Origin of the sequence: Acidovorax benzenivorans, from assembly GCF_028680575.1 — a bacterium.
Classification (GTDB): Bacteria; Pseudomonadota; Gammaproteobacteria; order Burkholderiales; family Burkholderiaceae_C; genus Acidovorax; species Acidovorax benzenivorans.
On the sequence record NZ_JAPCKI010000008.1, the window covers coordinates 42,018 to 64,982 of the forward strand.

Genomic DNA, 22,965 nt, shown 5'->3' on the forward strand with positions numbered 1-22,965 from the left:
AAGTGGTTGGGATGCGCTTATGTTCGCCGCGCAGGGGCACACTGTCCGAACTGGTGGAGACACGATTCGATCAATTTCAGCCATCATTCTCTGACGGATGATCTGCCGGGCTGGAGCGTGCAGACCATTCCAGGTGCCTTGCTCGCTCTTTAGTGCAGGTTTTGAGGGTGAATTGGCGTTTTGCGCCGGTAAATCATTCCTTTGAAGCTATTAAAAACATAGCAAAATCCAGGGCGAGCGGGAAGCTGTTAAGGTGGCTAGGGTTTTCCCTGATTTTTGAACATCGCCCGCAAGACCACCTGCCTGCCTATGCCCCGCCGCTCCCGCCTGTTCTCGCTGTCGTCCCTGGCGCGGGCCTACCAGCGCAATCTCAAGGCCTTCACGCGGGCTGCACGGGCCACCACCCGGCCGTTGCGGGCCAAGGCGGCGTCCAAGCTGCGGGCGGTGCCGCACAAGGTGGCGGTTGCCAAAGCTCCCTCCACGGCCCGCACACCGCACCCGGCAGGCAAGCCGGTGCCCGTGCGGGGCGAGTGGATCTCTGGCATTGCGCCCGGCCCGGCGGGGGCGCGGCGGTTTCATGCGTATGTGCCCGCCACGTTGGCCCTGCAGCCGGGCGAGAAGCTGCCGCTGCTGGTGATGCTGCACGGCTGCGGCCAGACGGGGCGGGACATGGCTGCCGTGTCGCGCATGAACCGGCTGGCGGCGCGCCATCGGTTTGTGGTGCTGTACCCGGAGCAGGAGCGCATGGCCAACGCCCACGGCTGCTGGAACTGGTTTGAACGCCGCAGCGGCCGGGCCGAGGCCGAAGCCGCCACGCTGCTGGCTGCCGTGGACAAGGTGGCGCGCCGCCTGCCGGTGGACCTGGCACGGGTGGCGGTGGCCGGGTTGTCGGCTGGCGCCAGCATGGCGGTGCTGATGGCGGCGCTTTACCCCGACCGGTTCTGCGCGGTGGCCATGCATTCCGGCGTGGCGCCCGGCACCGCCGAGTCCGCCGCCACCGCCCTGGCGGCCATGCATGGCCGCCGCGAAGCCCATCTGCCGGACCCTTCTGCGGTTGCCGCTGCGGTCGCACCGACGGACGCTACCGTGCTGCCCGTCAGCGCCCCTGCGGCCTTGCCCCCGCTGCTGATCCTGCATGGGGATGCCGATGGCGTGGTGTCGATGCGCAATGCAGCGGCCACCGCCTTGTTGTGGGCCGATGCGCTGGGCGCGCGGGCGAGCGCCATCCGCACTTTGCAGCGCGGCCAGCGTTACCCCATGCGGGTGACCGAATTCAAGACCCGTGGCCGCACCGTGGTGGCCCTGCGCGAGGTGGTCGGGCTGGCCCATGCCTGGAGCGGTGGCGCCGCCCAGTTGCCCTACAGCGACCCGACCGGGCCCGATGCGTCGGCGCTGGTCTGGGCCTTTGTGGCCCGGCAATTCGGAAAATAGTAACGAAAAATGCAGCAGGCGCTTATGTTCATTGCGCTTGTTGCTATCAAAAAGTGATCACAAGAGCCAGAGGCTGCTCCCGAAGGCGGGGGCAAGGCTGCGGTCACACCAGCCGTGCGGCCACCAGTTCCTTCTTGAGGTAGGCGTAGAACAGCGGCGCCGCTACCAGCCCGGCGGGGCCGAACACGGCCTCGGCCACGAACATCACGCTCAGCAGCTCCCACACGCCCATCTGGGTGCGGCGGCCCACCACCTTGGCGTTGATCACGTATTCGGCCTTGTGGATCAGGATCAGAAACCCCAGGCAGGCGGCCGCCGCCAGCGGCGACACCGACAGCCCCACGATGGTGATTACCACGTTGCACACCAGGTTGCCCACGATGGGCACCAGCCCGGCCACGAAGGTGAAGGTGATCAGCACCGGCGTATAGGGCAGTTGCAGCCCCCACGCGGGCAGCACAAACAGCAGGAAGAGGGCGGTGAGCAGGGTGTTGAACGCCGCGATCCAGAACTGTGCTGCCACGATCTGGCGGAACGCCTCGCCAAACAGCGTGATGCGCAGCTTGAGCTGCTGGGCCAGCGGGCCACGCGCCAGCACCGGTGGCCGTACGGCAGCCAGTGCGCCGATCAGCAGGCCCACGTAGGCAAACAGCACGCCTGCCAGCCAGGCCCGCCCCGCCATGGCCAGGGCCCCGGCCTTGGCGCCCAGGTAGCTGGCAATGATGCGCTGGATGTCGGCCACACCCTCGGGCAGGTGGGTGGCCATGTCGGCCGGCAGCTTCAGGCGCAGCTCCAGCACCGTGCGGGCCATGTAGGTGAGCAGTTCCTGGTACTGCTGCGGTGCGTTGACCAGGTAGCCACGCGAATGGGTGAGGCCCAGCGCCAGCAGCGCCAGGGGCAGCAGCATCACCAGACCAGCGGCCGTGACCTGCGCTGCGCGCAGGCTGGTGGTAGACGGGGGAGCTTGGCGCTGGATGCGGCCCAACCCCGCCGCAAACCAGCCCGTGAGCGCGCGGGTGAGCAAAAAGCCCAGGCACACACACAGCAGGCCGGGCAGGAGGCCGCGCCACATCACCAGCAGCAGTACGGCGGCCACCAGCAGGTAGCTGGCCACCACGATGCCCTGGTTCAGGGCGCGCGGCGGCAGTGTGGTGGGCGTGGGCTCAGGCCGCGCTGAGGGTGCGGGGGCTGGGGAGGGGCGCTGCGCCATGCGCGATGAGGGGGCAGTGTTCCAGGCGGGGGGTCAGGCCACCACGACGGCGGCGCCCTCGCCGCGCGCTGCGATCGTGCCAATCGCGTACACCTGCTCACCTGCCGCACGCAGCGTGGCGGCCGTGGCTTCGGCGTTGGCCGCGTCCACCACCACCACCATGCCGATGCCGTTGTTGAAGGTGCGGTTCATCTCGATGTCGTCGATGCCCGCAGTCTTCTGCAGCCAGGCGAACAGCTCGGTCTGGGGCCAGCTGCCCTTCTTCAGGTGGGCAGCCGTGCCGTCGGGCAGCACGCGGGGGATGTTCTCCAGCAGGCCACCGCCGGTGATGTGGGCCAGGGCCTTGATGGGATGTGCGGCCAGCGCGGCCAGCACGTTCTTCACGTACAGGCGGGTGGGCTCCATGATGGCCTGCTTGAAGGGCTTGCCGTCCAGCGTGGCGGGCACGGTGCCAGCGGCTTCGGCTCGGTCAATGCACTTGCGCACCAGCGAGAAGCCGTTGGAGTGCACGCCGTGGCTGGCCAGGCCCAGCACCACATCGCCAGGGGCCACGTCCTTGCCGGTCAGGATCTTGGACTTTTCGACCGCGCCCACGGCAAAACCGGCCAGGTCGTATTCGCCCGCAGGGTACATGCCGGGCATTTCGGCGGTTTCGCCGCCGATCAGAGCGCAGCCGCTCAGTTCGCAGCCCTTGGCGATGCCGCCAACCACGGCAGCGGCCGTGTCCACATCGAGCTTGCCGCAGGCAAAGTAGTCCAGGAAGAACAGCGGCTCGGCGCCTTGCACCAGCACGTCGTTCACGCTCATGGCCACCAGGTCGATGCCCACGGTGTCGTGCATGTTCCATTCAAACGCCAGCTTGAGCTTGGTGCCCACGCCATCGGTGCCAGAGACCAGCACGGGCTCTTTGTAGCGCTTGGGCACTTCAAACAGCGCGCCAAAGCCGCCAATGCCCGCCAGCACGCCTTCGCGCATGGTCTTCTTGGCCAGCGGCTTGATGCGCTCGACCAGGGCGTCGCCCGCGTCGATGTCAACGCCGGCGTCTTTGTAGGAGATGGGGGTGGAGGGGGCAGAAGAGCTCATGGGTGGTGTGGTGCTGGTAGGCCCGCCGAGCGGGCTGGAATCCGGGGATTTTAAGGGGCACGCCCTGACGCACTTTCTCAGCCCTGTGGGTCGGGGGGCTTTGGGGTGCGACCGTGCCGTGCGGATTGCACCAGCACACCGGCCAGCGCCAGCGTGGCAAACAGCATTCCGGCACCAAACGTGGCGCTGGCGCCCAGCCGGTCCCACAGCAGGCCTGCCAGGCCGCTGGCCACCAGCAGCGCCACACCACTGACCAGGTTGAACATGCCAAACGCCGTGCCCCGCAGGTCGGCGGGCGCGGTGTCGGCCACCATCGTGGCCAGCAGACCCTGCGTCATGGCCATGTGCAGGCCCCACAGCGCAATGCCCAGCCAGGCGACGACACCCCGGTCGCTGAAGGTCAGCAGCGCATCGGCCGCGATCAGCGCCACCAGCCCCCAGGCCAGCAGCGTGGTGTGGCGGGTGCTGTCTGCCAGTTTGCCCAGCGGGTAGGCGCCCAGTGCAAACACCACGTTCATCAGCACCAGCACCAGGGGCGTCCAGGCCAGCGGCAGACCACCCTGTTGCACGCGCAGCACCAAAAACGCCTCGCTGAAGCGCGCCAGCGTAAACACGGCGCCCAGGGCCACCACCCACCAGTAGGCGCTGCTCAGGCGGCGCAGGTTGTCGCGGCGGATGGGGTTGGTGCGCACGGCACTGGCGGCGCGCTCGGGCTCACGCACGCCCACCAGCAGCAGGGCCACGCACAGGGCGGCCGGAATCACGGCCACCCAGAACACCGCGCGGAAGTCGTTGGCCCACAGCAGCATCAGGCCCATGGCCAGCAGCGGGCCCACAAAGGCGCCCACGGTATCGAGCGACTGCCGCAGCCCGAACGCCGCGCCACGCATGCCGGGCGGTGCCAGGTCGGCCACCAGCGCATCGCGCGGCGCGCCCCGGATGCCCTTGCCCACGCGGTCGATCAGGCGCGCCGTGACCACCAGGCCCACGGTGGGTGCCATGGCAAACAGCGGCTTGGACAGCGCCCCCAGCCCGTAGCCCAGCACCGCCAGCGGCTTGCGCCGCCCCCACCAGTCGCTCAGCACCCCCGAGAACACCTTGAGCATCAGCGCCGTGGCCTCGGCGGCCCCCTCGATGAGGCCCACCGCCAGCATGCTCACGCCCAGCGTGGTGACCAGGAATACCGGCAGCAGGCTGTGGATCATCTCGGACGACACGTCCATCAGCAGACTGACGAAGCCCAGGGCCCAGATGCTGGCGGGCAGGCGCTTGGTGGGGGCAGTGGGAGGGGCCATGGTGCAGGGCGGGTGAGGGTGGGGCCAGGTGGCGGCCATGGGGGCTGGCGGCAGACTAAAATCGCGGCCATTGTCACCCAGCCCCTGCAAGGGAGCCGGTCGGTGACCACGCGCCGTACGCCACTTTGCCGCCGCGCCTGGCCGGAGTCCTCGACGGCCCGGTGCCTTCTCACCCATTTGTGATGCCGCTGCTGACCCCTTCCCTGACCGCCGATCTCGCACCCACCGCCATGGGCCAGCCCGTGCTGCACGGATTTCGCGCATGCTGATGAAGCAACTGGCGCTCGACATTGGCCTGGCCACCGGGCCTACTTTGGACCGTTTTTTTGCCGGGCCCAACGAGGCCGCGCTGCAGCACCTGCGCCTGGCTGCCGGGGTGGGCAGCAGCGAGGCCACCCGGTCTCCCGTGCCCACCTACCTGTGGGGCGAGCCCGGCAGTGGCAAGACCCATTTACTCCAGGCCGTGCGCCAGGCCCTGCGCGAGCAGGGCTCCAGCGTAGGCTGGCTCGACCCCTCGGTGGGCGAGCCGCCGGATTTTGATGAACACTGGGCCGCCGTGGTCATGGACGATGTGCACCTGTACAGCACCGCCCAGCAGGCCACCGCCTTCAACTGGTTCGTCAACGCCATCAGCCCTGCCAGCGGCAGCCAGCGCTGGGTGCTGGCTGCGGGTGACCTGCCCCCGGCCGACCTGCCGCTGCGCGACGACCTGCGCAGCCGCCTGGGCTGGGGCCATGTGTTCCAGCTGCAATTGCTGGGCGAGGCCGAGCGCCGCGCCGTGTTGCGCCAGGAGGCCGATGCACGCGGCGTGTTCCTGGGTGACGACGTCATGGACTACATGCTCAACCGCTTCTCGCGCGACCTGGGCAGCCTCATGCAGCTGCTGGACCAGCTTGATGCGTTTGCCTTGCGCACCCAGCGCGCCATCACGATTCCGCTGCTCAAGACGATGCTCGAATCGGAATGATGCTGGACCCACTTTTGTCTTTTTGTGAACCTGAATGACTTCTGAACCCCGCCGCCTGCGGCTTGCGCTGTTTGACCTGGACCACACGCTGCTGCCCCTGGACTCCGACTACGAGTGGGGCGAGTTCACCATCCGCATCGGCTGGAACGACCCGGTGGAGTTCGCGCGTCGCAACGACGAGTTTTATGCCCACTATCAGGCGGGCACGCTCGATGTACACGACTACGTGCGTTTTGCGACCGAGGCCGTGCGCCTGCGCGGGCCCGAGGCCGCAGCGGCTGCGCACCAGCAGTTCATGCGCGAGGTCATCACGCCTGCCATCCAGCCGCAGGCGCTCGACCTGATCCGCCAGCACCAGTCGGCGGGTGACGAGGTGCTGATCGTCACCGCCACCAATGAGTTTGTGACCACGCCCATCGCCCAGGCGCTGGGCGTGCCGCAACTGCTGGCGGTGCAACTGGTGCGCGATACCAGCGGCTGGTTCACCGGCGAAATCGACGGCATTCCCACCATGCGCGAAGGCAAGGTGCGGCGCATGGAACAATGGCTGGCCCAGCGGCAACTGGCCTGGGCCGATGTCGAAAGCACGTTCTACAGCGACTCCATGAACGACGTGCCCCTGCTGGAGAAGGTGAACCACCCCGTGGCCACCAACCCCGACCCGCGCCTGCGCGCCCTGGCCCAGGAGCGCGGCTGGCGCATACTGGACCTGTTCGCAGCACCCGCCAGCCAGGCGGCCTCCTGACCCCCTGCGCGAGCGCAGCACCCCTGATACCTCCCTACCCATGATCAAGAAGTTCATCGACAAACTGCTGGGCAAATCGACGCCTGGAACCTCGGGCGGCAAGCCCCACTTCGGCAAGCGCGAAGAGGTGCCCGCCTCGGTGCATGGCATCAACCCCGAGTTGGTGGACCGCCGCGCCGCCGAGGTGGTGCAGACGCTCAAGGACGCGGGCTTCGAGGCCTACATCGTGGGCGGCGCCGTGCGCGACCTGCTGCTGGGCCTGCGCCCCAAGGACTTCGACGTGGCCACCAATGCCACGCCCGAGCAGGTCAAGGGGCTGTTTCGCCGCGCCTTCATCATCGGCAAGCGCTTTCGCATCGTGCACGTGGTGCACGGCCGGGGCCGCGAGCATGAGGTGATCGAGGTCTCCACCTTCCGCGCCTACCTCGACAACGCCGCCGCAGGCCAGGTGGCGGGCAACGAAAAGACCAGCAAGGCCCAGCTGTCGGGCATGCAGCATGCCGTGGACGCCAGCGGCCGCGTGCTGCGCGACAACGTCTGGGGCCCGCAGGACGAAGACGCCACGCGCCGCGACTTCACCGTGAACGCCATGTACTACGACCCGGTCAGCCAGATCGTGGTGGACTACCACAAGGGTCTGCAGGACGCCAAGAAGAAGACGCTGCGCATGATTGGCGACCCCGCCACGCGCTACCGCGAAGACCCGGTGCGCATCATCCGCGCCGTGCGGTTTGCGGCCAAGCTCAGCCCGCTGGGCTTCAGCATCGATGCCAAGTCGGCCGCACCGCTGGTGCAGTCGCAGGCGCTGCTGGCCGAGGTGCCCCAAAGCCGCATGTTCGATGAAATGCTCAAGCTGCTGCAAACCGGCCACGCCATTGCCACCATCGAGCAACTGCGCAAGCTGGGCATGTCCAAGGGCATCTACCCCCTGTTGGACGTGGCCGTGGAGCGTGCAGATACGCCGTTTGTCAAAGCCGCTCTGGTGGACACCGACCGCCGCGTGAACGAAGGCAAGCCCGTGGCGCCCAGCTTCTTGCTGGCCTGCGTGCTGTGGGAGGACGTGCGCAATGGCTGGACGGAGCGCCTGAACCAGCGCCAGCATCCTCTGCCCGCGCTGCAGGAGGCCATCGACGAAGTGTTCGACAAGCGCATTGGCGACGTGTCGGGCCGGGGCAAGCTGGCCGCCGACATGCGCGAGATCTGGGTCATGCAGCCGCGATTTGAAAAGCGCGTGGGCAATACCCCGTATGGCATGGTGATGCAGCCGCGCTTCAGGGCCGGGTTCGACTTCATGCGCCTGCGCGCCGATGTGGGCGAGGTCGAAGAAGCACTGGCCGAGTGGTGGCAAGACTTCCAGGCGGCGGACGACGAGCGTCGCGATGACCTGATGGATCAGGCGAAGGAAGAGCAGAAAGCGCGCCAGAAAGCGCAGCCCGTGGTCAAGCGTGTGCCGCGCAGTGCGCCGCCTGCCGCAGCACCACGTGCCTCTGGCCTCGCCCAAGACACGGAACATGCAGGCGGCGAGGCCGAATTTGCCGCCGACGGCGGTGCGCCCAAGAAGCGCCGCCGTCGTCGCCGCAAGCCCGGTAGCGGCGGGGGCGGCGAGGGTGCTGCGCCTGGCGCGGCTGGCGAGTGAACCTGCTGGACATGGGCGAGCAGGCCGAGCGGCCCTCTTGGGTCTATGTGGGCCTGGGCGCCAACCTGGGCGAGCGGCAAGAGGCCTTGTGCAATGCGTTGGCCGCCATCGGTCAGTTGCCCGGTACCCAGGTAACGCGCGTGTCGCCACTCTACGGCAGCGCACCGGTCGATGCCGGTGGCCCGGACTACCTCAACGCCGTGGCCGAGCTGACAACGACCCTGGCACCTGAGGCCCTGTTGGGTGCCCTGCAAGCCATTGAGCTATCTGCCGGCCGCGAGCGCCCCTACCGCAACGCGCCGCGCACGCTGGACCTCGACATTCTGTGGTTTGGCGACCAGGTGATCGACACCCCCACACTCACCGTGCCCCACCCCCGCATGGCCGAGCGCGCGTTTGTGCTGCGCCCCCTGGCCGACCTGGTGCCGGAGCGCGTGGAGGCCGCAGTGTTGCAGGCCGTGGCATCGCAGGACATTCACCAGTTGGAAGGCCCAGGTTGGGCAGACGCTGTGGTGAGTAGATAGTTTGCTCCTGAATCAGGAGCTGTTAGTGCTTTATGGATAAGCGCTAGAGGCCAAAAAGGCTTAAAAAACTTTCCTGGTGAGATGGCTTCCCCGCACCAGATGAAACTGGCGCGGCACCAACGCCAGTGCCACCGTGGAACCGGCTTCGCCAGGCTGCGGGCGGCATCGAAGAGCTGCCGCCTCTGGCGGCGGCACCGAGCGCGCAGCCGCTCAGGGGGTTAATCTACCTTCGCCCCGGACGCCTTCACCACCTGCTGGTACTTGGCGCGTTCGCTGGCCATGAAGCTGTCGAACTGCTGCGGTGTGGTAGCTACAGGCTCTGCCAGCAGTGCACCAAAACGGGTCTTGGTCTCGGGGGCGTTCAGCGCCGCCACAAAGGCCTTGTTCAGCTTGTCGATGATGGGCTTGGGCGTGGCAGCGGGTGCCACCAGGCCCCACCAGGTGTCGATGGAGAAACCCTTGAACGTGGCCGACAGCGGTGGCACGCCCGGCAGCGAGGCCGAGGCGTCCAGCGAGGTCACGGCCAGCGCCTTGAGCTTGCCTGCGCGGATGTTGGGGGCGGCGGCGGCCAGGTTGTCGATGTTGAAGTCCACCTCGCCCGCCAGCAGCGCCAGCTGGGCCGGGTTGGCGCCCCGGTAGGGGATGTGCAGGGCGTAGATGCCCGCGCGCTGCTTGAACATCTCGCCCGCCAGGTGGCCCGCACTGCCATTGCCGCCACTGCCGTAGTTGAGCTTGGCGGGGTTGGCCTTGGCGTAGGCAATCAGGTCGGCCAGGGTGTTGATCTTGAGCTGTTCGGCCTTGGCGGCGTTGATGACCAGCACGTTGGGCACGCGCACCATCTGCGTGATGCCCGCGAAGTCCTTGCCCGCGTCGTACGGCATACGCGCATACAGCCAGGGGTTGACCGCGTGGGTGGCGGTGGCAGCGATACCGATGGTCAGGCCGTCGGGGGCGGCCTTGGCAATGGCGTCGGCGCCAATGTTGCCGCCTGCACCGCCCTTGTTGTCGATGATGACCGTGCCCAGCGAATCGCGCACGCGTTCGGCCAGCGCGCGGGCCGTGACGTCGATGGGGCCGCCTGGGGCATACGGCACGATCAGGCGGATGGGCTGGCCCGCATCCTGAGCCCATGCGGCGGAGGACGAAAAAACCGTTGCGGCGGCAGCGGCGCTAGCGAGGAGGATGAGGTTTCTGCGGTTCATGGGTGCCATTGTGCAAAAAATTCGTAAGAAAGCTTATGAAGCCCTGAGGGGGTGATGGTCAGACGGTGATCGTCATGCCGTGCGGGGCGCGCTGAGCGCCACGCCCAGGTCTTCCACCAGCATGCCCAGTTCGTGCGACGAACGGATGTCCAGCTTCAGGAAGATGGCGGACCGGTGCGTGTCCACGGTGCGCGGGTCGATGGGGCGCTCGGGGTCACGCTGGGCCAGTGCGCGGGCCACCTCTTTGCTGCTGAGGCCGGTGGCCAGCAGTTGGGCCACCTCTTGCTGGCGCGGGCTCAGGGCGTTCCAGCGCTCGCGCAGCAGGTGCTGTCGCTGTGCTTGCCGTGCCTGCGCTTGCGACAGCGTGGAGGCCTTCTCGACGGCGGCCAGCAGAGTGGCTTCGTTGCACGGCTTTTCGAGCCAGTCCACCGCCCCTTGCTTGACGGCTGCGACGGCGGAGGACAGCTCGCCGTGGGCCGACAGGAACACGGTTTTGAGCACGGTGTGGCGCTGGCCGAGTTCGTGGAACACCTGCAGCCCGCTCAGGCCTTCCATGCGCAGGTCCAGCAGCACGCAGCCGGGCTGGTCCAGCGCGGCCTGCGCCAGAAAGGTCTCCCCGCCCGCAAAGGTGCGTACCGTGTGTCCCCGTGCGATCAGCAGTGCGGCCAGCGACTGGCGCACGCCTTCGTCATCGTCCACGATATGGACCAGGGTGTGGTCGGGCGAGTCTGCGGCGATAGGGGCGGTGTCGTAAGTCATGGCGCGGTGGCATTCTTGCTGGCTGCGGTGCAGGGCAGGCGGATCTCGAAGACCGCGCCGCCGCCCTCTCGGTTGCGGGCCTGCAGTTGTCCGCCCATGCTCTCAATGATGGAGCGGCAGATGTTGAGCCCCAGACCCAGGCCGTCAGAGCGTGTGGTGAAGAAAGGCTCGAACAGGCGCTCGGCGATGCCGGGCGGCAGGCCCGGGCCCCGGTCGAGCACCTGCAACAGCGCGTGGCCGTTGTCCGCTGCCATGCGCAGCCGCAATTCGTGCCCGCCGGGCGAGGGCTGGTGGGTCTGCATGGCCTGAAGGGCGTTCAGGCCCAGGTTGATCACCACCTGTTCGAGCAGCACGCGATCAGCATTCACCTGCAAAGGGGCTCCGACCTGTTCCACGCGCACGGGGATGCCCTGGCGCCGGGCCTCGGCGCGCAGCAGCAGCTCCAGCGACTGCTCCACGATGGCTGGCAGGTCGCAAGGCTCGCGGGTTTCGGGGTGCTGTCGCACCCAGCGGCGGATGCGGCCCACGATGTCAGCGGCCCGCAGTGCCTGGGCCGACAGGGCCTCCAGGCTGTCGTTGAGGGGGCCGGTCTTGCCCTGGGCGGCCAGCGCCCGCGCGGCGGCTGCATAGTTGACCAGGGCGGCCAGCGGCTGGTTCAGCTCGTGGGCCAGGGTGGACGCCATCTCACCCACGGTGATCACGCGCTGCACCCGCTGCAGCTGGGTCTCGCGCTGCTGCTGCTGTTCCTCGGCCCGTTTTTGTGCGGTGATGTTGACCACTGAACTCATCCAGCCGATGTGCTGGCCGCTGCCGTCGATGAGGCGCGTGGTGTAGAACATGGTGTACACGTCCGACCCGTCGCGGTGTCTCAGCCGGTTCTCCCGCCCCTGGGGAAACGCGTTGCCGGCCAGCACGGTGTCGCTGTCGTTCCAGTGGCGGTCCAGCTCGTCGGGGTGCCAGTAGGGGTAGGGCGGGAGCTGGCCGATGAGTTCGTCGGCCCGGTAGCCCACCATGTCGCACATGGCGGCGTTGACATAGACGATGCGCCCTTCGAGGTCGCGGGCGCGCATGCCCACCAGCAGCGAGTCCTCCATCGACTGGCGAAACGCCTGGGACTGCTGCAGTGCATGCGTGCGCTCTTGCACGCGCTGCTCCAGCTCGATGCGAGCCAGCCGGTTTTCCGCCAGCCGCCGCTCGCGCAGCTGCCAGTACAACGCGCCCAGCACCAGCAGGCCCGACGCCAGCGTGGCCAGCGCCCAGGCCTGTTGCCGCGCCAGGGCTACCACGCGGCTGTCAGCAGTGACGGTGAGGGTCCAGCCCAGGTCGGGAAGTTTTTCCTCGAAGGCCAGATACCGCTTGCCCCCCAGACCTTCCAGGCGCAGCTCGGCACCGGGTGGGTCGTCCTGTGGGCGCAAGGTCCAGGGCACGGGGCGGGGGGTCCAGCCTGTGCCGTACTGTTCGTCATGTTGTAGCTGCTGCACCTGCGCGGCTGGCACAGGTTGGCTGGTGCGGTAGAGCCAGTGGGGCACCGAGCCGAGGAAGACGATGCCCCGCTCGTCCGTCACAAACACCGGATCGCGCAGCTGGGCCCATGGGTCCGAGATGGGCTCCATGCGCACCTTGACCGCCACCACGCCGATCACGCGGCCTGCCTCGACCACCGGGGCGGAGACAAACAGGCCAGGCTCGCCCGTGGTTTTGCCCACGCCATAAAAGCGCCCGGTCTGGCCCGCGAGGGCATCGCGAAAGTACGGGCGGTTGCCGTAGTTCTGGTGGACAAAGCTGTTGGGGGTGTCCCAGTTGCTGGACGCGAGCGTGAGGCCCTGCGGGTCCATCACGTACAGCATGTCGGAGCCCGCATGCTGATTCACCGTCTGCAGGTAGGCGTTGGCGGCGTCGCGCACGGCCTGCGATGCAGGCTGGCGCAGCAGCTGGCGCACCAGCGGGTGCTGCGCGGCTGTGAAGGGCAGGTAGTTGTAGCGCGTGGCGACGCCACGCAGCGCCAGGGCCTGCACTTCGCCCAGGCGGCGCAGGTTGTCCCACTGGGCATCGCGTTCGCTCTGCTCGGCCCATTCTCCCGCGCCCCACACCAGCAGGACGGCCAAGCACAGCAGCGTGGCGATAAAGCCTGCGCGGTGGGTGGCGAGCCAATGGCGCGGTGCGCCCTGCGGGGCTGGCGGGGCGAGAGCTGCGCGCACGGTCGGTAGCGGGGCAGGTGCCGTGGTGGGCCTTTTGAGGGGGTGTCAGCCGCCGTGCTTGTCGGCTTCCGACGTGAACGCGTCGGCAAAAAACTCCTCGGGCGGCAGGCCACGCTGGGCACTGTAGGCGTCGCGGGCGGATTCGACCACGATGGGCGCGCCGCAGGCATAGACCTGGTGGCCCGAGAGGTCTGCGAAGTCGTCCAGCACCGCCTCGTGCACAAAGCCGATGCGGCCGGTCCAGCCGTCTTCGGGCAGGGCGTTGGAGACAACCGGGACATAGCGCAACCACGGCAGTTCGGCCACGCGGGCCTGTACCCAGTCGGCCAGGTACATGTCGCCAGGGCGGCGGCCTCCCCAGTACAACACGGTGGGGCGGCTGATGCCCTTGAACTGCAGGTGCTCGATCAGCGCCTTGATGGGGGCAAAACCGGTGCCTGATGCCAGCAGCACGATGGGCTTGTCGGAGTCTTCGCGCAGGAAGAAGCTGCCGAACGGGCCCTCGACGCGCAGGATTTCCTTTTCTTTCATCGCCCCAAACACATGGTCGGTGAACTTGCCGCCCGCCATGTGGCGGATGTGCAGTTCCACGCCGGGCGCCTCGGTTTGGGTGTGTGGCGCATTGGCCATCGAGTAAGCGCGGCGGGCACCGTCGCGCAGGATGAATTCGATGTACTGGCCCGCGTGATAGCGGAAGGTGTCTGCGGCAGGCAGTTGCAGGCGCACCTGCATCACGTCGTGCGATTTCTTGTCGAGCGAGGCCACGCGCACCGGCATCTTCTTGACCGGGAAAGCACTTTCGTCGGTAACCTGGCGCGATTCGAGCACCACATCGGACAGCGGCTGGGCGCAGCAGGTCAGGACCAGACCCGCTGCCTCTTCATCGGCCGTGAGGGCCTTGGACTGGTGGGCGCCGTGTTGCACCGTGCCGCTGAGCTTCTTGCACTTGCACGAGCCACACGCTCCGTCTTTGCAGCCATAGGGCAGGCCCACGCCGCTGCGGATGGCGGCGGCCAGAATGGCTTCGCCTGCATTGGCACTGAAAGCGCGGCCGCTGGGCTGCACGGTGATCTGGAACGCTGCGGTGGTAGCAGCCTCGGCGCTGGTCATGTGTGGGTATCCTTGGAGTCGTCTCTAGCTAAGCAAACGGACCCGATTTTGCCCTCAAACCAGAACCCCCTTGGCGCGCTCCCAGCGCGCTTTCGCCGCGAACGCCTGCTCATTGTGGGCTGCGGTGATGTCGGTCAACGGGTGCTTCGCAATTTGCAGACCGGCCCTGGGGCCGGGCGCATGCAGGTGCTGGCGCTGACTTCCAGCGCGGGGCGGGTAGCGGGGCTGCGGGCGCAAGGGGCCCGGCCTCTGGTGGGAAATCTGGACGATGCGGGCACGTTGCGCAGGCTGTCTGGCCTGGCCACGCGGGTGCTGCATCTGGCGCCCCCGCCGGGGGAAGGCGCAGGGGGCGATGCTTGGTGGCGCGACCCGCGTACTGTGGCGCTGACCCGTGCGCTGCGGCTGCGCAGCCTGCCGGTGTCATTGGCCTATGCGTCTACGAGCGGTGTGTATGGCGACTGCCAGGGGGCGCTGGTGCCAGAGACACGGACAGTGGCCCCCGGCACCCCGCGCGCCCAGCGCCGCGTGAACGCCGAGCGCGCCGTGCGCCACCTGGGCCGCGCGGGTGTGCGGGCCACCATGCTGCGCATTCCTGGCATTTACGCCCCCGACCGGGAGGGCGGCACCCCGGAGGCGCGCTTGCGCCGGGGCACACCTGTACTGGCGGCCGAGGACGATGTGTTCACCAACCACATCCATGCCGACGATCTGGCGCGCGCCTGCATGGCGGCGGTGTGGAAGGGGCGCCCGCAGCGCGCCTACAACGTGAGTGACTCGACCCAGATGAAGATGGGCGACTACTTTGACCTGGCGGCCGACCTGTATGGCCTGCCGCGCCCGCCGCGTGTGCCGCGCAGTGCGGCGCAGGAGCAGCTGTCGCTGATGCTGCTGAGTTTCATGAGCGAATCACGCCGACTGGACAATCAGCGCATGCTGCGCGAGCTGGGGCTGCGGTTGCGCTACCCCAGTGTGGCCGAGGGGTTGCGGGCCTGAGAAGCTGGAGAACCCCGCACTTTCCTCATCCCGCCAACACGGACGCCGGATCAGCGGGGGTAGCTATTGCCCTGGGCGTCGTAGCAGCGAAACACGTTGCACTGCGTGAATTTTTTGGGGGCGGGTGTGGGGACCGGTGGCTGCACGGGCGTGGGCCGCACGGGGTAGTACGGTGGGGGCACCACCACCACCGGTGTCGTGGTACTTGGCCGGGGGCGGGATTTCTCCACCTCCGCATAGCCCTGGGGGCCCAGGCAGTCCAGATCGACCTGGCGCTGCGCCGCTTCCACCCGCAGTTTTTGCTCGTAGCCACCACCGGTGACGCTGCTCAACACCACATCCAGGTTGCGGCGTGAGCGGGCGCACTCCGGAGAGCGTGTGTAGTCTGTGGTTTTTGCGGGGGCAGCCTGGTTGTGCTGTGCATTGCGCCGCGACTCGGTCTCTGCGGCGGTGGCCTCGGCCTGCAGACGCTGCTGTTTGCGCGCCAGCGCCTCGGCCGCCTCTTCGCGCTCTTGCTGGATCTCTTGCGGGGTTTTGCGGGCCTCCACCTCACGCACGGTGGTGCCGCTGGCGCAGTTGCCGTCGGTGTAGGTGACCTTGCCCGTGGCGGCGTCGGTGCAGCGCACGACCTGCGCCTGGGCCCCCAGGGGCGCAAGGGTGCCCAGGAAGGCCACGCACAGACCGGCGATGAGGGAGTAGGTACGTGGCTTCATGGTGTGCCTAGAAAGTGAATGGAGCAGCGGGGTCAGCGCCAGGCCATCAAGGCTTTTCCTGGCTGTTGGACTGTTGGCGTGAGCGCCAGTCGTACGGGCTCGGGGTGTAGCTGTCAGGCGCCAGACGGCCAGGGCGGTTTTCGCGGTTGCGGCGGTCTTCGGCAGCGCGGCGATCCCGCTCTGCCTGTTCCCGGCGGGCCTGGTCCTGCTCGCGGGCCCGGCGGTCGGCTTCACGGGCCTGCTGGTCGCGGCGTTCGCGTTCACGGGCAGCCCGGTCGCGCTCAGCGCGGTCACGGTCACGCTCTCTTTCGCGCCAGTCATTGCGGTTGCGGTCGTTGTCCCAGCGGTGGTCGTCACGGTCACGTCCACCGTAGTAGATGGCGGGCGGCGGCGGCGGGGCCGAATAGATCACGCCAGGCGCGCGGTACACGGGCGGGGCCTGGTACACCGGCGGCGGGGCACTGTAGATATAGCCTGGCTGCTCGTACACCGGGTAGCGCGGAGCGTCGTAGTACGGGTCGCCCGGCACGGTGGCGCACCCCGTCACCAGGGCCCCCAGAACCGTGGCGGAAAGAATGCGGGTGATGGTGTAGGTCATGGTGATCAGACTCCGACCGGGTGGGCGCGTTCCGCCTTGTCCGTAAAGCCCATGAAAAGCGCTCCGGTGGAGCGTTACAAATTTCAGGGGCTTGGCACAGGAGTGCAAATCACTTTAGCGCGTGGGGGTGGTTTTTGGTTGACCCGGTGCTTGCACAGGTACCAGCTGAGGCTGTAACAACCTGTGAGCACGGGGCCTGCCCACTGCTTGGAAATATCAAAAATGATAGCTGCCAGGCTATATGCGGCTGGCGCAATCGGTTATTTTTGCGAAAAATAAAACCAGTGAAGACGCACGCGGCCCGGCGAGGCCTTTGCGGCCCTCCGGGTCGGGCACAGGCTTACTTGGGCAGCACGCGGCGAATGGTTTCGGCCAGGTCTTCGGCCACAAACTTGGCCACGTAGCCGTCGGCCCCGACGCTGCGCACATGGTCTTCGTTGGCCGAGCCCGACAGCGAGGAGTGGATGACCACGGGCAGACCGTGAAAGCGGGCGTCCTGCTTGATGTTGCGTGTCAGCGTAAAGCCGTCCATCTCGGGCATTTCCAGGTCGGTCAGCACCATGGCTACGCGGTCGAGCGCGGTCTTGCCTTCGGCCTCCGCACTCTTGGCGATGGCATTGAGCCGGTCCCAGGCCTCCTTGCCAGACTTCACCATTTCGTAGGGCGCGTTAAGCACCTTGAGCTCCTGTTCGATGAGCGAGCGCGCCACGAACGAGTCGTCGGCCGCCAGGATGATGCAGCCGGGCTTGAGCTTGAGCTTGGCGCCCACCTTTTCCTCGGTGACTTCATGCCCGTCGGAGGGCGAGATCATTTGCAGGATGGCTTCCACGTCCAGCACCTGCGCCAGGCGGGACTCATCAGTGTTGCCATCCAGGCGAGCAATGCTGGTCACCAGCTTGCCAGCGGCGCCGCTGGTTTCGGCCGACAGCACCTGCTTCCAGTCAAGGCGCACGATGTCTTCGACCGACTCCACAGCAAATGCCTGGGTGGTGCGTGCGTACTCGGTCACCAGCATGATGTTCAGCCCCGTCTGGGGCTTGCAGCCCACGATGGCGGGCAGGTCCAGCACCGGAATCACCTGCCCGCGCAGGTTGACCACCCCCAGCGAATGCGCTGTGGTGCCCGCAATCGGCGTGATGCTGGGCATGGCCACGATCTCGCGGATCTTGAAGACGTTGATGCCGAACAGCTCGGATTTACCCAAGGCGCTGTCAACACCCAAGCGAAACAGCAGCAGCTCGAACTTGTTGGTGCTGGTGAGGTTGGTCCGCTCGTCGATGTCCTGCTGGATGGCTTTCATGTTGGATCCTTCGCGCAAAAGATACGCGTGTTTACAAATTCTAGAAGTAGACGTTGCGACTGTCCGCAATTTTTGCACCCGCAGCGGATATATGCCTGGGCAGACCGAACCCCATTAGGGTTTGCATACCCTTGGCGTCCTGCGCACCGTTGCTTGTGTGCACCGATTTCCATGTGTCCATAAACGTCTGCAATGGAAATGTATCACATTTATCAAAATAATCAATATTATTGAATGACGAGTGAATCCGCCTGCCCTGGTGCCTCAGACTGCAGATGCGGACCGCAGTGTGGCCGCGCAGGCCGGTGCCTCAAAGTGAAGCACCGTGGGGAACGGATCGTAGAAGTGGTGCAACAGGCGCTTCCAATCCTGGTACTGGGGCGACTGGCGGAACCCCACCTCGTGGTCTTCCAGCGTGGCCCAACGCACCAACAGCACGTAGTCCTGGGGGCGTTCCACGCAGTGGTCTAGTTCATGGGCCAGGTAGCCGGGCATGGAGGCAATGAGGATCTGTGCTTGCGCAAAAGCCTGCTCAAAGGCTTCGTTCTGTCCAGCGCGGATGGTGAGGTGGGCGATTTCAAGGATCATGACGAAGCAGTAGGTTGGCGATCCGGCTTTGTAACCCAGTCCACTGAATCAGAGGAATCGGTGGCCTGGTGGTGTCGGCATTCATGTGCTGCGACCGGGTCGGGATCGAGCCCTCAGCGGTAGATGCCTGGTAATTGGCGCAAGTAGGTCTCCAGGGCTGCCATCGCCTGGCGCACCTTGGCGGGCTGGGCATCGCGCTGGGGCGTGACTGCCCAGATGTCCAGCGTGCCAAACGACCACTCGGGTAGCAACTGCACCAGCCTGCCGGCCTGCAGCGCGTCGTGCGCGTCCATGCTGCCCACCAGCGCCAGGCCCAGCCCGGCCTCGCACATCTGCTGGATCGACAGCTGGTTGTTGCTGGCAATGCGCGGCTCCACCCGCAACGCGCGCGGCTCACCCGTGGGGCTGCGCAGGTCGATGAGCAACCCGCCGCTCTCCCGCGCAAAGCCCAGCCAGCTGAGGGACAGCAGAGCGTCCGGGTGCTGCGGCATGCCGTGTGTGGCCACCCATTCGGGCGATGCGCACAGGTACCAGCACATGCCGCCCAGGCGCCGTGCCGCCCAGGTCGAGTCCGCCAGGCGCCCATAGCGCACGGCCAAATCGATGCGGGCGTTGATGAGATCGATGGTGGAGTCGTCCACCAGCAGCCGCAGGCGCAGCGCCGGGTGTGCGGCCAACAGCTCGCCCAGTGCTGGCGCGATGTGCCGGGCAAAACCCACGGTGGCCGACATCCGCAGCTCGCCACTGGGCGCATCGCGGGAGGCTGCCAGCTCGGCCCGCGCCTGCTCCGCCGCCGCCCACATCGCGGCGCAGCGCGCGTGGTAACGCTGGCCCGCCTCGGTCAGCGCCAGCTTGCGGGTGGAGCGGTGCAGCAGCGTCACGCCGCCATCGCTTTCGAGCTTGCGCACCTGCTGGCTCACGGCGGAAGTGCTCATGCCCAAGGCGCGTGCGGCGCTGCTCATCGAGCCGTGCTGCACCACGGCGGCAAACACCGCCATGCGTTTGAGGTCTTCCATGCTTGAAAAAATCTGATTGTGAAGGTGGGCTTCAAAGAGAAGATGGTTTTAGCCATCTACCGCTCGCTTTGACAAGCTCCTATTCTCACTGCATCGCAACTCTGAAACCAAGGACATCGTATGAACATCGCCCTGATTGGCGCCACCGGCTTTGTGGGCTCGGCTGTGCTTGCTGAACTGCTGCAACGCGGCCACCGCGTGACCGTGCTGGCCCGCAACCCCGCCAAGCTCGCTGCCCGCGAAGGCCTTGCGGTGGTGGCAGCCGACGCACAAGACGCCGCCCAAATCGCCAAGGCCGCCGTGGGCCACGATGCCGTGGTGAGCGCCTACAACCCCGGCTGGGAGAACCCCAACATCCACGACGACTTCCTGAAGGGCACCCGCGCCATCATCGACGGCACCAAGGCGGCTGGTGTGCGCCGCTTTCTCATGGTGGGTGGCGCTGGCAGCCTGTTTGTGGCGCCCGGCGTGCAGCTGGTGGATACGCCCCAGTTCCCCGCCGAATGGAAGCAGGGCGCCCTGGCCGCGCGCGAGGCGCTGAACTGGATCCGCACCGAAAACACGCTGGACTGGACCTTCCTCTCGCCCCCCATCCTGCTGCAGCCCGGCGAGCGCACCGGCCAGTACCGTCTGGGCGACGAAGCCCCCTTGATGAATGGCGAGCAGCCCGGCAGCATCAGCGTGGCCGACCTCGCCGTGGCCATCGTGGACGAGCTGGAAACGCCGCGCCACGTGCAAAAGCGGTTCACGGTGGCGAACTGAACCTTTCGGATCGGCAAAGGGTCGTCACTGGTGGGTGCTGCCCTTTGTTTCTTCAGGCAAAAGCAGCCAAGTCGATCATCGTGTGACCCAGCACCACGGGCCACAGCGTTCTCCAGAACAAGAACCACCTGCACATCACGAAATGTGAAAAAAAGGCTGCAATCATGATGTGCCTGCCGTGTTCCCAGTGCGCCAGTGCAAAGATGACCGATACAGAAAATGTGAAATGCAGTTCTGAAGGTTGCTGGCGCGCACTGCGATACCAGAGCCAGGGTAGCCCGATGAAGAAGACGCTCTCTACCAGCCCAGCGCTGACCGCCGCGTAGATTTGCACCGCCGCACCCGCTAGGCCCTGGGGGAGAAATTGCGTCCAATGGACGCTGCCAGGCGATGGCCCCAGCACCCGCCAAGACAGGTTTCGCGCCACCAGAAAAACCAGCCCGGCGGTGACGAACACCATCAGGCTCTGTCCTGCGAGGGGCCAAAGGTTCTTTTCCGGAGTTACTAGTCCGTACTGCTGGGGGCGCACTGCGGCTTTATGGGCAAGCAGCCCGAGCAAGATGGCGGGAAGCGCTATCCATTGAACCCCGTCAACCGCCCAGAACAGCAAAACATCCTCGCGCCCCATTGTCGGCAGGTAAAGGCCGTTGAGTTGCCAGACGACACACACTGGAATGAGCGCCCAGCCGACGCGAGCCTGCTGGCCCGCATTCAGAACCATCTGTCTCTTTGGTGATGCGATCAAGCGTTCCCCTGGGATCAAGTTTGATGGTGATCCCATTCAGACGTCGGAGAAAGCGTGGAGCCGAGCGGGAAAGACCTATCTTCCGGGTGAATGGCCACGTCCGCTGTGTCGCCATGTGACTTGGCGTGAAATAGTCCGCAATTGATCGCATGGAGCGATCCGGCGGGCCAGTCGGCGATGAGCCTTCATCCTGTAAACCACCGCATCGGCACCATCACGATGGACGGAAACAGCACCATCAGGAACATCACCGCGAACTGCGCCACCATGAACGGGATGACGCCTCGGGTGACGTCGTCCATGCGCATCTTGCCCACGCCTGCCACCACGTTCAGCACCGTGCCCACGGGTGGTGTGATGAGCCCGATGGCGTTGTTGATGATGAAGAGCACGCCGAAATAGACCGGGTCGATACCGGCGGCTTTGACCACCGGCATCAGCACCGGGGTGAGGATGAGGATGGTGGGCGTCATGTCCATGGCGGTGCCCACGGCCATCACCAGCACCATGATGGCGATGAGCAGCAGGGTGCGGTGTTCCATCAAGGGCTTGAGCAGATCCACCAGCTGGCGCGGGATGTCTGCCACGGTGATGAGCCAGGCGCTGACCATGGCAGCGGCCACCAGGAACATGATCACCGCCGTGGTTTTTGCGGCGCTGATGAACACCTCGGTCAACTGGCGCCAGTGCAGCTCGCGGTAGACCAGCGTGGCTACCAGCAGGGCATAGACCGCCGCGACCGCCGCCGCCTCTGTGGGGGTAAAGACGCCCATCTTCAGGCCCACGATCACGATGACGGGCAGGAACAGAGCCCAAGTCGAATCCTTGAACGCCTGCAGCGTTTCGGCCGTCGATGCCTTGGGCGGTGGCGTGACGTTTTCGCGCTGCGATACCCAGTACCAGGTGATGGCAATCGCCAGCCCCAACAGCAGCCCCGGCACGATGCCCGCCAGAAACAGCTTGCTGATCGACACATTGGCCGCCACGCCGAACACCACAAAACCGATGGAGGGCGGGATGACCGGCGCGATGATGCCGGCCGAGGCGATCAACCCGCCAGCGCGCGCCTTGTCGTGCCCGGCCTTCACCATCATGGGCAGCAGCAGGGCTGCCAATGCTGCGGTGTCTGCCACGGCAGAGCCCGACAGCGCCGCCAGCATGCAGGCCGCGAGGATGGCCACAAAGCCCAGCCCGCCGCGCTTGTGCCCCACCAGCGTGAGCGCGAGCTTGACGATGCGCTGCGACAACCCGCCCACATTCATGATTTCGCCCGCCAGCATGAAAAAGGGCACGGCCAGCAGCGGGAAGCTGTCCGCGCCGTTGATGACGTTCTGCGCCAGGATCTGCGCGTCAAACAGGTCCAGGTGCCACATCAGCGCCACGCCAGACACGAGCAGCGCATAGGCAATCGGCACGCCGATGGCCATGGCGGCCAGCAGGGAGCCGAGGAAGATAAAAACGGTCATGGGGTGTTGCTCCGGATCAGGGCCATGGTTCGCAAGGTGTTGGTCACTTGCGCGCTGTCGCGGGCGCTGGGGCTGCGTGCGGCAGGGTGCTGCCCACGGACGCCAGCTCTTCCGATTCGGTGATGTGCAGCAGTTCGCTGTCGGGCATCTGGCCGGTCACGATGCGCCAGCCGTCCATCGCCAGCAGCACGCCGGACGCCACGGCAAACACCACACCCGAGGCATAGAAGATGGCCATGGACGCACCTGTGACCGGTGCATCTACATCCCAATTGATGCGCGCCTGTGCCAGCGCACCGCTGAACAGCAGCCAGGTGCACCACAGCATCAGCCCATAGCTCAGGCCCAAGCAGATGCGCTGGCCCAGTGGTGGCAGCCGGGCCAGCAGAAAGTCCGTGCCCAGGTGCCCGCGCTCGCGCACGGCCACGATGGCGCCCAGGAAGGTGATCCACACGAACAGCCAGCGCGAAACCTCCTCGCTGATGGCGATGCCGGAGTTGAACGCGTAGCGCAGCACCACGTTGCCGAACACCATCACCACCATCACGGCCAGTGCCAGTGCGATGAGCAGGTTGATGGCGCGGCAGCAGCGGTCGATGAAGGCATTCAGCATCGGTGTCTCCT

The 22,965-nt window shown here is 66.5% G+C and carries 22 protein-coding genes; 7 read left to right on the forward strand and 15 right to left on the reverse strand.

The genetic code is table 11. From position 1 onward, the window contains the following. The first annotated feature begins 309 nt into the window (after window positions 1-309). Window positions 310-1,431 carry an extracellular catalytic domain type 1 short-chain-length polyhydroxyalkanoate depolymerase gene (locus tag OIN59_RS15205; protein WP_274111758.1) on the forward strand — a complete coding sequence of 374 codons (1,122 nt, stop codon included), beginning with the start codon at window positions 310-312 and terminating at the stop codon, window positions 1,429-1,431. A 103-nt stretch (window positions 1,432-1,534) separates the two neighbouring features. Here the strand turns inward: OIN59_RS15205 and OIN59_RS15210 are convergent, their stop codons facing one another. The 3 genes from OIN59_RS15210 to OIN59_RS15220 all read right to left on the reverse strand — a co-directional run bounded on the left by OIN59_RS15210 (window position 1,535) and on the right by OIN59_RS15220 (window position 5,019). Then, window positions 1,535-2,641, reverse strand: coding sequence for an AI-2E family transporter (locus OIN59_RS15210; RefSeq protein WP_274111760.1), 1,107 nt, complete (start codon window positions 2,639-2,641; stop codon window positions 1,535-1,537). 33 nt (window positions 2,642-2,674) lie between these two features. Beyond that, the gene (gene purM / locus OIN59_RS15215; RefSeq protein WP_274111761.1) at window positions 2,675-3,724 is read right to left on the reverse strand and encodes a phosphoribosylformylglycinamidine cyclo-ligase; all 1,050 of its coding nucleotides are present in this window, start codon (window positions 3,722-3,724) and stop codon (window positions 2,675-2,677) included. Between the two features lie 77 nt (window positions 3,725-3,801). After that, the gene (locus OIN59_RS15220) at window positions 3,802-5,019 is read right to left on the reverse strand and encodes an MFS transporter (RefSeq protein ID WP_274111763.1); all 1,218 of its coding nucleotides are present in this window, start codon (window positions 5,017-5,019) and stop codon (window positions 3,802-3,804) included. A 268-nt stretch (window positions 5,020-5,287) separates the two neighbouring features. On the opposite strand from OIN59_RS15220, the gene hda reads away from it, so the two are divergent. The 4 genes from hda to folK are packed head-to-tail and all read left to right on the forward strand — an operon-like array spanning window position 5,288 to window position 8,891. Further along, a complete protein-coding gene (gene hda, locus OIN59_RS15225; RefSeq protein WP_274112011.1) occupies window positions 5,288-5,986 on the forward strand; it encodes a DnaA regulatory inactivator Hda in 699 nt (232 codons plus the stop codon). Between the two features lie 34 nt (window positions 5,987-6,020). Next, the gene (locus OIN59_RS15230) at window positions 6,021-6,731 is read left to right on the forward strand and encodes a histidinol-phosphatase (protein WP_274111765.1); all 711 of its coding nucleotides are present in this window, start codon (window positions 6,021-6,023) and stop codon (window positions 6,729-6,731) included. 40 nt (window positions 6,732-6,771) lie between these two features. Then, window positions 6,772-8,367, forward strand: coding sequence for a polynucleotide adenylyltransferase PcnB (gene pcnB / locus OIN59_RS15235; RefSeq protein ID WP_274111768.1), 1,596 nt, complete (start codon window positions 6,772-6,774; stop codon window positions 8,365-8,367). An 11-nt stretch (window positions 8,368-8,378) separates the two neighbouring features. Beyond that, on the forward strand, window positions 8,379-8,891 hold the full coding sequence (gene folK, locus OIN59_RS15240) for a 2-amino-4-hydroxy-6-hydroxymethyldihydropteridine diphosphokinase (protein ID WP_274112013.1): 513 nt from the start codon (window positions 8,379-8,381) through the stop codon (window positions 8,889-8,891). 218 nt (window positions 8,892-9,109) lie between these two features. Here folK and OIN59_RS15245 read toward each other — a convergent pair whose 3' ends face one another. The 4 genes from OIN59_RS15245 to OIN59_RS15260 form a co-directional block, all read right to left on the reverse strand. Next, a complete protein-coding gene (locus OIN59_RS15245) occupies window positions 9,110-10,093 on the reverse strand; it encodes a tripartite tricarboxylate transporter substrate binding protein (RefSeq protein WP_274111770.1) in 984 nt (327 codons plus the stop codon). Window positions 10,094-10,165: 72 nt separating this feature from the next. Beyond that, a complete protein-coding gene (locus OIN59_RS15250) occupies window positions 10,166-10,852 on the reverse strand; it encodes a response regulator transcription factor (protein WP_274111772.1) in 687 nt (228 codons plus the stop codon). Next, window positions 10,849-13,050, reverse strand: a complete 2,202-nt coding sequence (locus OIN59_RS15255; RefSeq protein WP_274111774.1) for an ATP-binding protein — start codon at window positions 13,048-13,050, stop codon at window positions 10,849-10,851. The genes OIN59_RS15250 and OIN59_RS15255 overlap by 4 nt, the downstream gene beginning before the upstream one ends. A 45-nt stretch (window positions 13,051-13,095) precedes the next feature. Then, window positions 13,096-14,160 (reverse strand): CDP-6-deoxy-delta-3,4-glucoseen reductase, encoded by a 1,065-nt coding sequence (locus OIN59_RS15260; RefSeq protein ID WP_274111776.1) that lies wholly within the window; start codon window positions 14,158-14,160, stop codon window positions 13,096-13,098. 48 nt (window positions 14,161-14,208) lie between these two features. Between OIN59_RS15260 and OIN59_RS15265 the strand changes: the two genes are divergently transcribed. Next, window positions 14,209-15,153: an NAD-dependent epimerase/dehydratase family protein gene (locus tag OIN59_RS15265; protein WP_274111778.1), complete on the forward strand. Its 945-nt coding sequence runs from the start codon at window positions 14,209-14,211 to the stop codon at window positions 15,151-15,153. 50 nt (window positions 15,154-15,203) lie between these two features. On the opposite strand, the gene OIN59_RS15270 is transcribed toward OIN59_RS15265, so the two are convergent. The 5 genes from OIN59_RS15270 to OIN59_RS15290 form a co-directional block, all read right to left on the reverse strand. Then, window positions 15,204-15,866: a DUF4124 domain-containing protein gene (locus OIN59_RS15270; RefSeq protein WP_274111780.1), complete on the reverse strand. Its 663-nt coding sequence runs from the start codon at window positions 15,864-15,866 to the stop codon at window positions 15,204-15,206. Window positions 15,867-15,912: 46 nt separating this feature from the next. Beyond that, on the reverse strand, window positions 15,913-16,464 hold the full coding sequence (locus OIN59_RS15275; protein WP_274111781.1) for a hypothetical protein: 552 nt from the start codon (window positions 16,462-16,464) through the stop codon (window positions 15,913-15,915). Window positions 16,465-16,804: 340 nt separating this feature from the next. Next, the gene (locus OIN59_RS15280; protein ID WP_274111783.1) at window positions 16,805-17,764 is read right to left on the reverse strand and encodes a chemotaxis protein; all 960 of its coding nucleotides are present in this window, start codon (window positions 17,762-17,764) and stop codon (window positions 16,805-16,807) included. A gap of 264 nt (window positions 17,765-18,028) precedes the next feature. Beyond that, complete coding sequence (locus OIN59_RS15285; RefSeq protein WP_274111785.1) at window positions 18,029-18,352, reverse strand: antibiotic biosynthesis monooxygenase family protein; 324 nt, start codon at window positions 18,350-18,352, stop codon at window positions 18,029-18,031. A gap of 113 nt (window positions 18,353-18,465) precedes the next feature. After that, on the reverse strand, window positions 18,466-19,368 hold the full coding sequence (locus tag OIN59_RS15290) for a LysR family transcriptional regulator (RefSeq protein WP_274111787.1): 903 nt from the start codon (window positions 19,366-19,368) through the stop codon (window positions 18,466-18,468). A 120-nt stretch (window positions 19,369-19,488) separates the two neighbouring features. Here OIN59_RS15290 and OIN59_RS15295 point away from each other — a divergent pair, with 120 nt between their 5' ends. Then, complete coding sequence (locus OIN59_RS15295) at window positions 19,489-20,130, forward strand: NAD(P)-dependent oxidoreductase (RefSeq protein WP_274111789.1); 642 nt, start codon at window positions 19,489-19,491, stop codon at window positions 20,128-20,130. A 52-nt stretch (window positions 20,131-20,182) separates the two neighbouring features. On the opposite strand, the gene OIN59_RS15300 is transcribed toward OIN59_RS15295, so the two are convergent. The 3 genes from OIN59_RS15300 to OIN59_RS15310 form a co-directional block, all read right to left on the reverse strand. Further along, window positions 20,183-20,851, reverse strand: coding sequence for a CPBP family glutamic-type intramembrane protease (locus tag OIN59_RS15300; RefSeq protein ID WP_274111791.1), 669 nt, complete (start codon window positions 20,849-20,851; stop codon window positions 20,183-20,185). 209 nt (window positions 20,852-21,060) lie between these two features. Beyond that, window positions 21,061-22,341, reverse strand: coding sequence for a TRAP transporter large permease subunit (locus OIN59_RS15305; protein WP_274111793.1), 1,281 nt, complete (start codon window positions 22,339-22,341; stop codon window positions 21,061-21,063). A gap of 43 nt (window positions 22,342-22,384) precedes the next feature. Continuing rightward, the gene (locus tag OIN59_RS15310; RefSeq protein WP_274111795.1) at window positions 22,385-22,954 is read right to left on the reverse strand and encodes a TRAP transporter small permease; all 570 of its coding nucleotides are present in this window, start codon (window positions 22,952-22,954) and stop codon (window positions 22,385-22,387) included. Window positions 22,955-22,965: the final 11 nt, after the last annotated feature.

Coding starts and splice junctions, on each gene's coding strand:
- OIN59_RS15205 (WP_274111758.1), top strand. CDS start 310: ATGCCCCGCCGCTCCCGCCTGTTCTCGCTGTCGTCCCTGGCGCGGGCC.
- OIN59_RS15210 (WP_274111760.1), bottom strand. CDS start 2,641: ATGGCGCAGCGCCCCTCCCCAGCCCCCGCACCCTCAGCGCGGCCTGAG.
- purM (WP_274111761.1), bottom strand. CDS start 3,724: ATGAGCTCTTCTGCCCCCTCCACCCCCATCTCCTACAAAGACGCCGGC.
- OIN59_RS15220 (WP_274111763.1), bottom strand. CDS start 5,019: ATGGCCCCTCCCACTGCCCCCACCAAGCGCCTGCCCGCCAGCATCTGG.
- hda (WP_274112011.1), top strand. CDS start 5,288: ATGAAGCAACTGGCGCTCGACATTGGCCTGGCCACCGGGCCTACTTTG.
- OIN59_RS15230 (WP_274111765.1), top strand. CDS start 6,021: ATGACTTCTGAACCCCGCCGCCTGCGGCTTGCGCTGTTTGACCTGGAC.
- pcnB (WP_274111768.1), top strand. CDS start 6,772: ATGATCAAGAAGTTCATCGACAAACTGCTGGGCAAATCGACGCCTGGA.
- folK (WP_274112013.1), top strand. CDS start 8,379: ATGGGCGAGCAGGCCGAGCGGCCCTCTTGGGTCTATGTGGGCCTGGGC.
- OIN59_RS15245 (WP_274111770.1), bottom strand. CDS start 10,093: ATGAACCGCAGAAACCTCATCCTCCTCGCTAGCGCCGCTGCCGCCGCA.
- OIN59_RS15250 (WP_274111772.1), bottom strand. CDS start 10,852: ATGACTTACGACACCGCCCCTATCGCCGCAGACTCGCCCGACCACACC.
- OIN59_RS15260 (WP_274111776.1), bottom strand. CDS start 14,160: ATGACCAGCGCCGAGGCTGCTACCACCGCAGCGTTCCAGATCACCGTG.
- OIN59_RS15270 (WP_274111780.1), bottom strand. CDS start 15,866: ATGAAGCCACGTACCTACTCCCTCATCGCCGGTCTGTGCGTGGCCTTC.
- OIN59_RS15275 (WP_274111781.1), bottom strand. CDS start 16,464: ATGACCTACACCATCACCCGCATTCTTTCCGCCACGGTTCTGGGGGCC.
- OIN59_RS15280 (WP_274111783.1), bottom strand. CDS start 17,764: ATGAAAGCCATCCAGCAGGACATCGACGAGCGGACCAACCTCACCAGC.
- OIN59_RS15285 (WP_274111785.1), bottom strand. CDS start 18,352: ATGATCCTTGAAATCGCCCACCTCACCATCCGCGCTGGACAGAACGAA.
- OIN59_RS15290 (WP_274111787.1), bottom strand. CDS start 19,368: ATGGAAGACCTCAAACGCATGGCGGTGTTTGCCGCCGTGGTGCAGCAC.
- OIN59_RS15295 (WP_274111789.1), top strand. CDS start 19,489: ATGAACATCGCCCTGATTGGCGCCACCGGCTTTGTGGGCTCGGCTGTG.
- OIN59_RS15300 (WP_274111791.1), bottom strand. CDS start 20,851: ATGGTTCTGAATGCGGGCCAGCAGGCTCGCGTCGGCTGGGCGCTCATT.
- OIN59_RS15305 (WP_274111793.1), bottom strand. CDS start 22,341: ATGACCGTTTTTATCTTCCTCGGCTCCCTGCTGGCCGCCATGGCCATC.
- OIN59_RS15310 (WP_274111795.1), bottom strand. CDS start 22,954: ATGCTGAATGCCTTCATCGACCGCTGCTGCCGCGCCATCAACCTGCTC.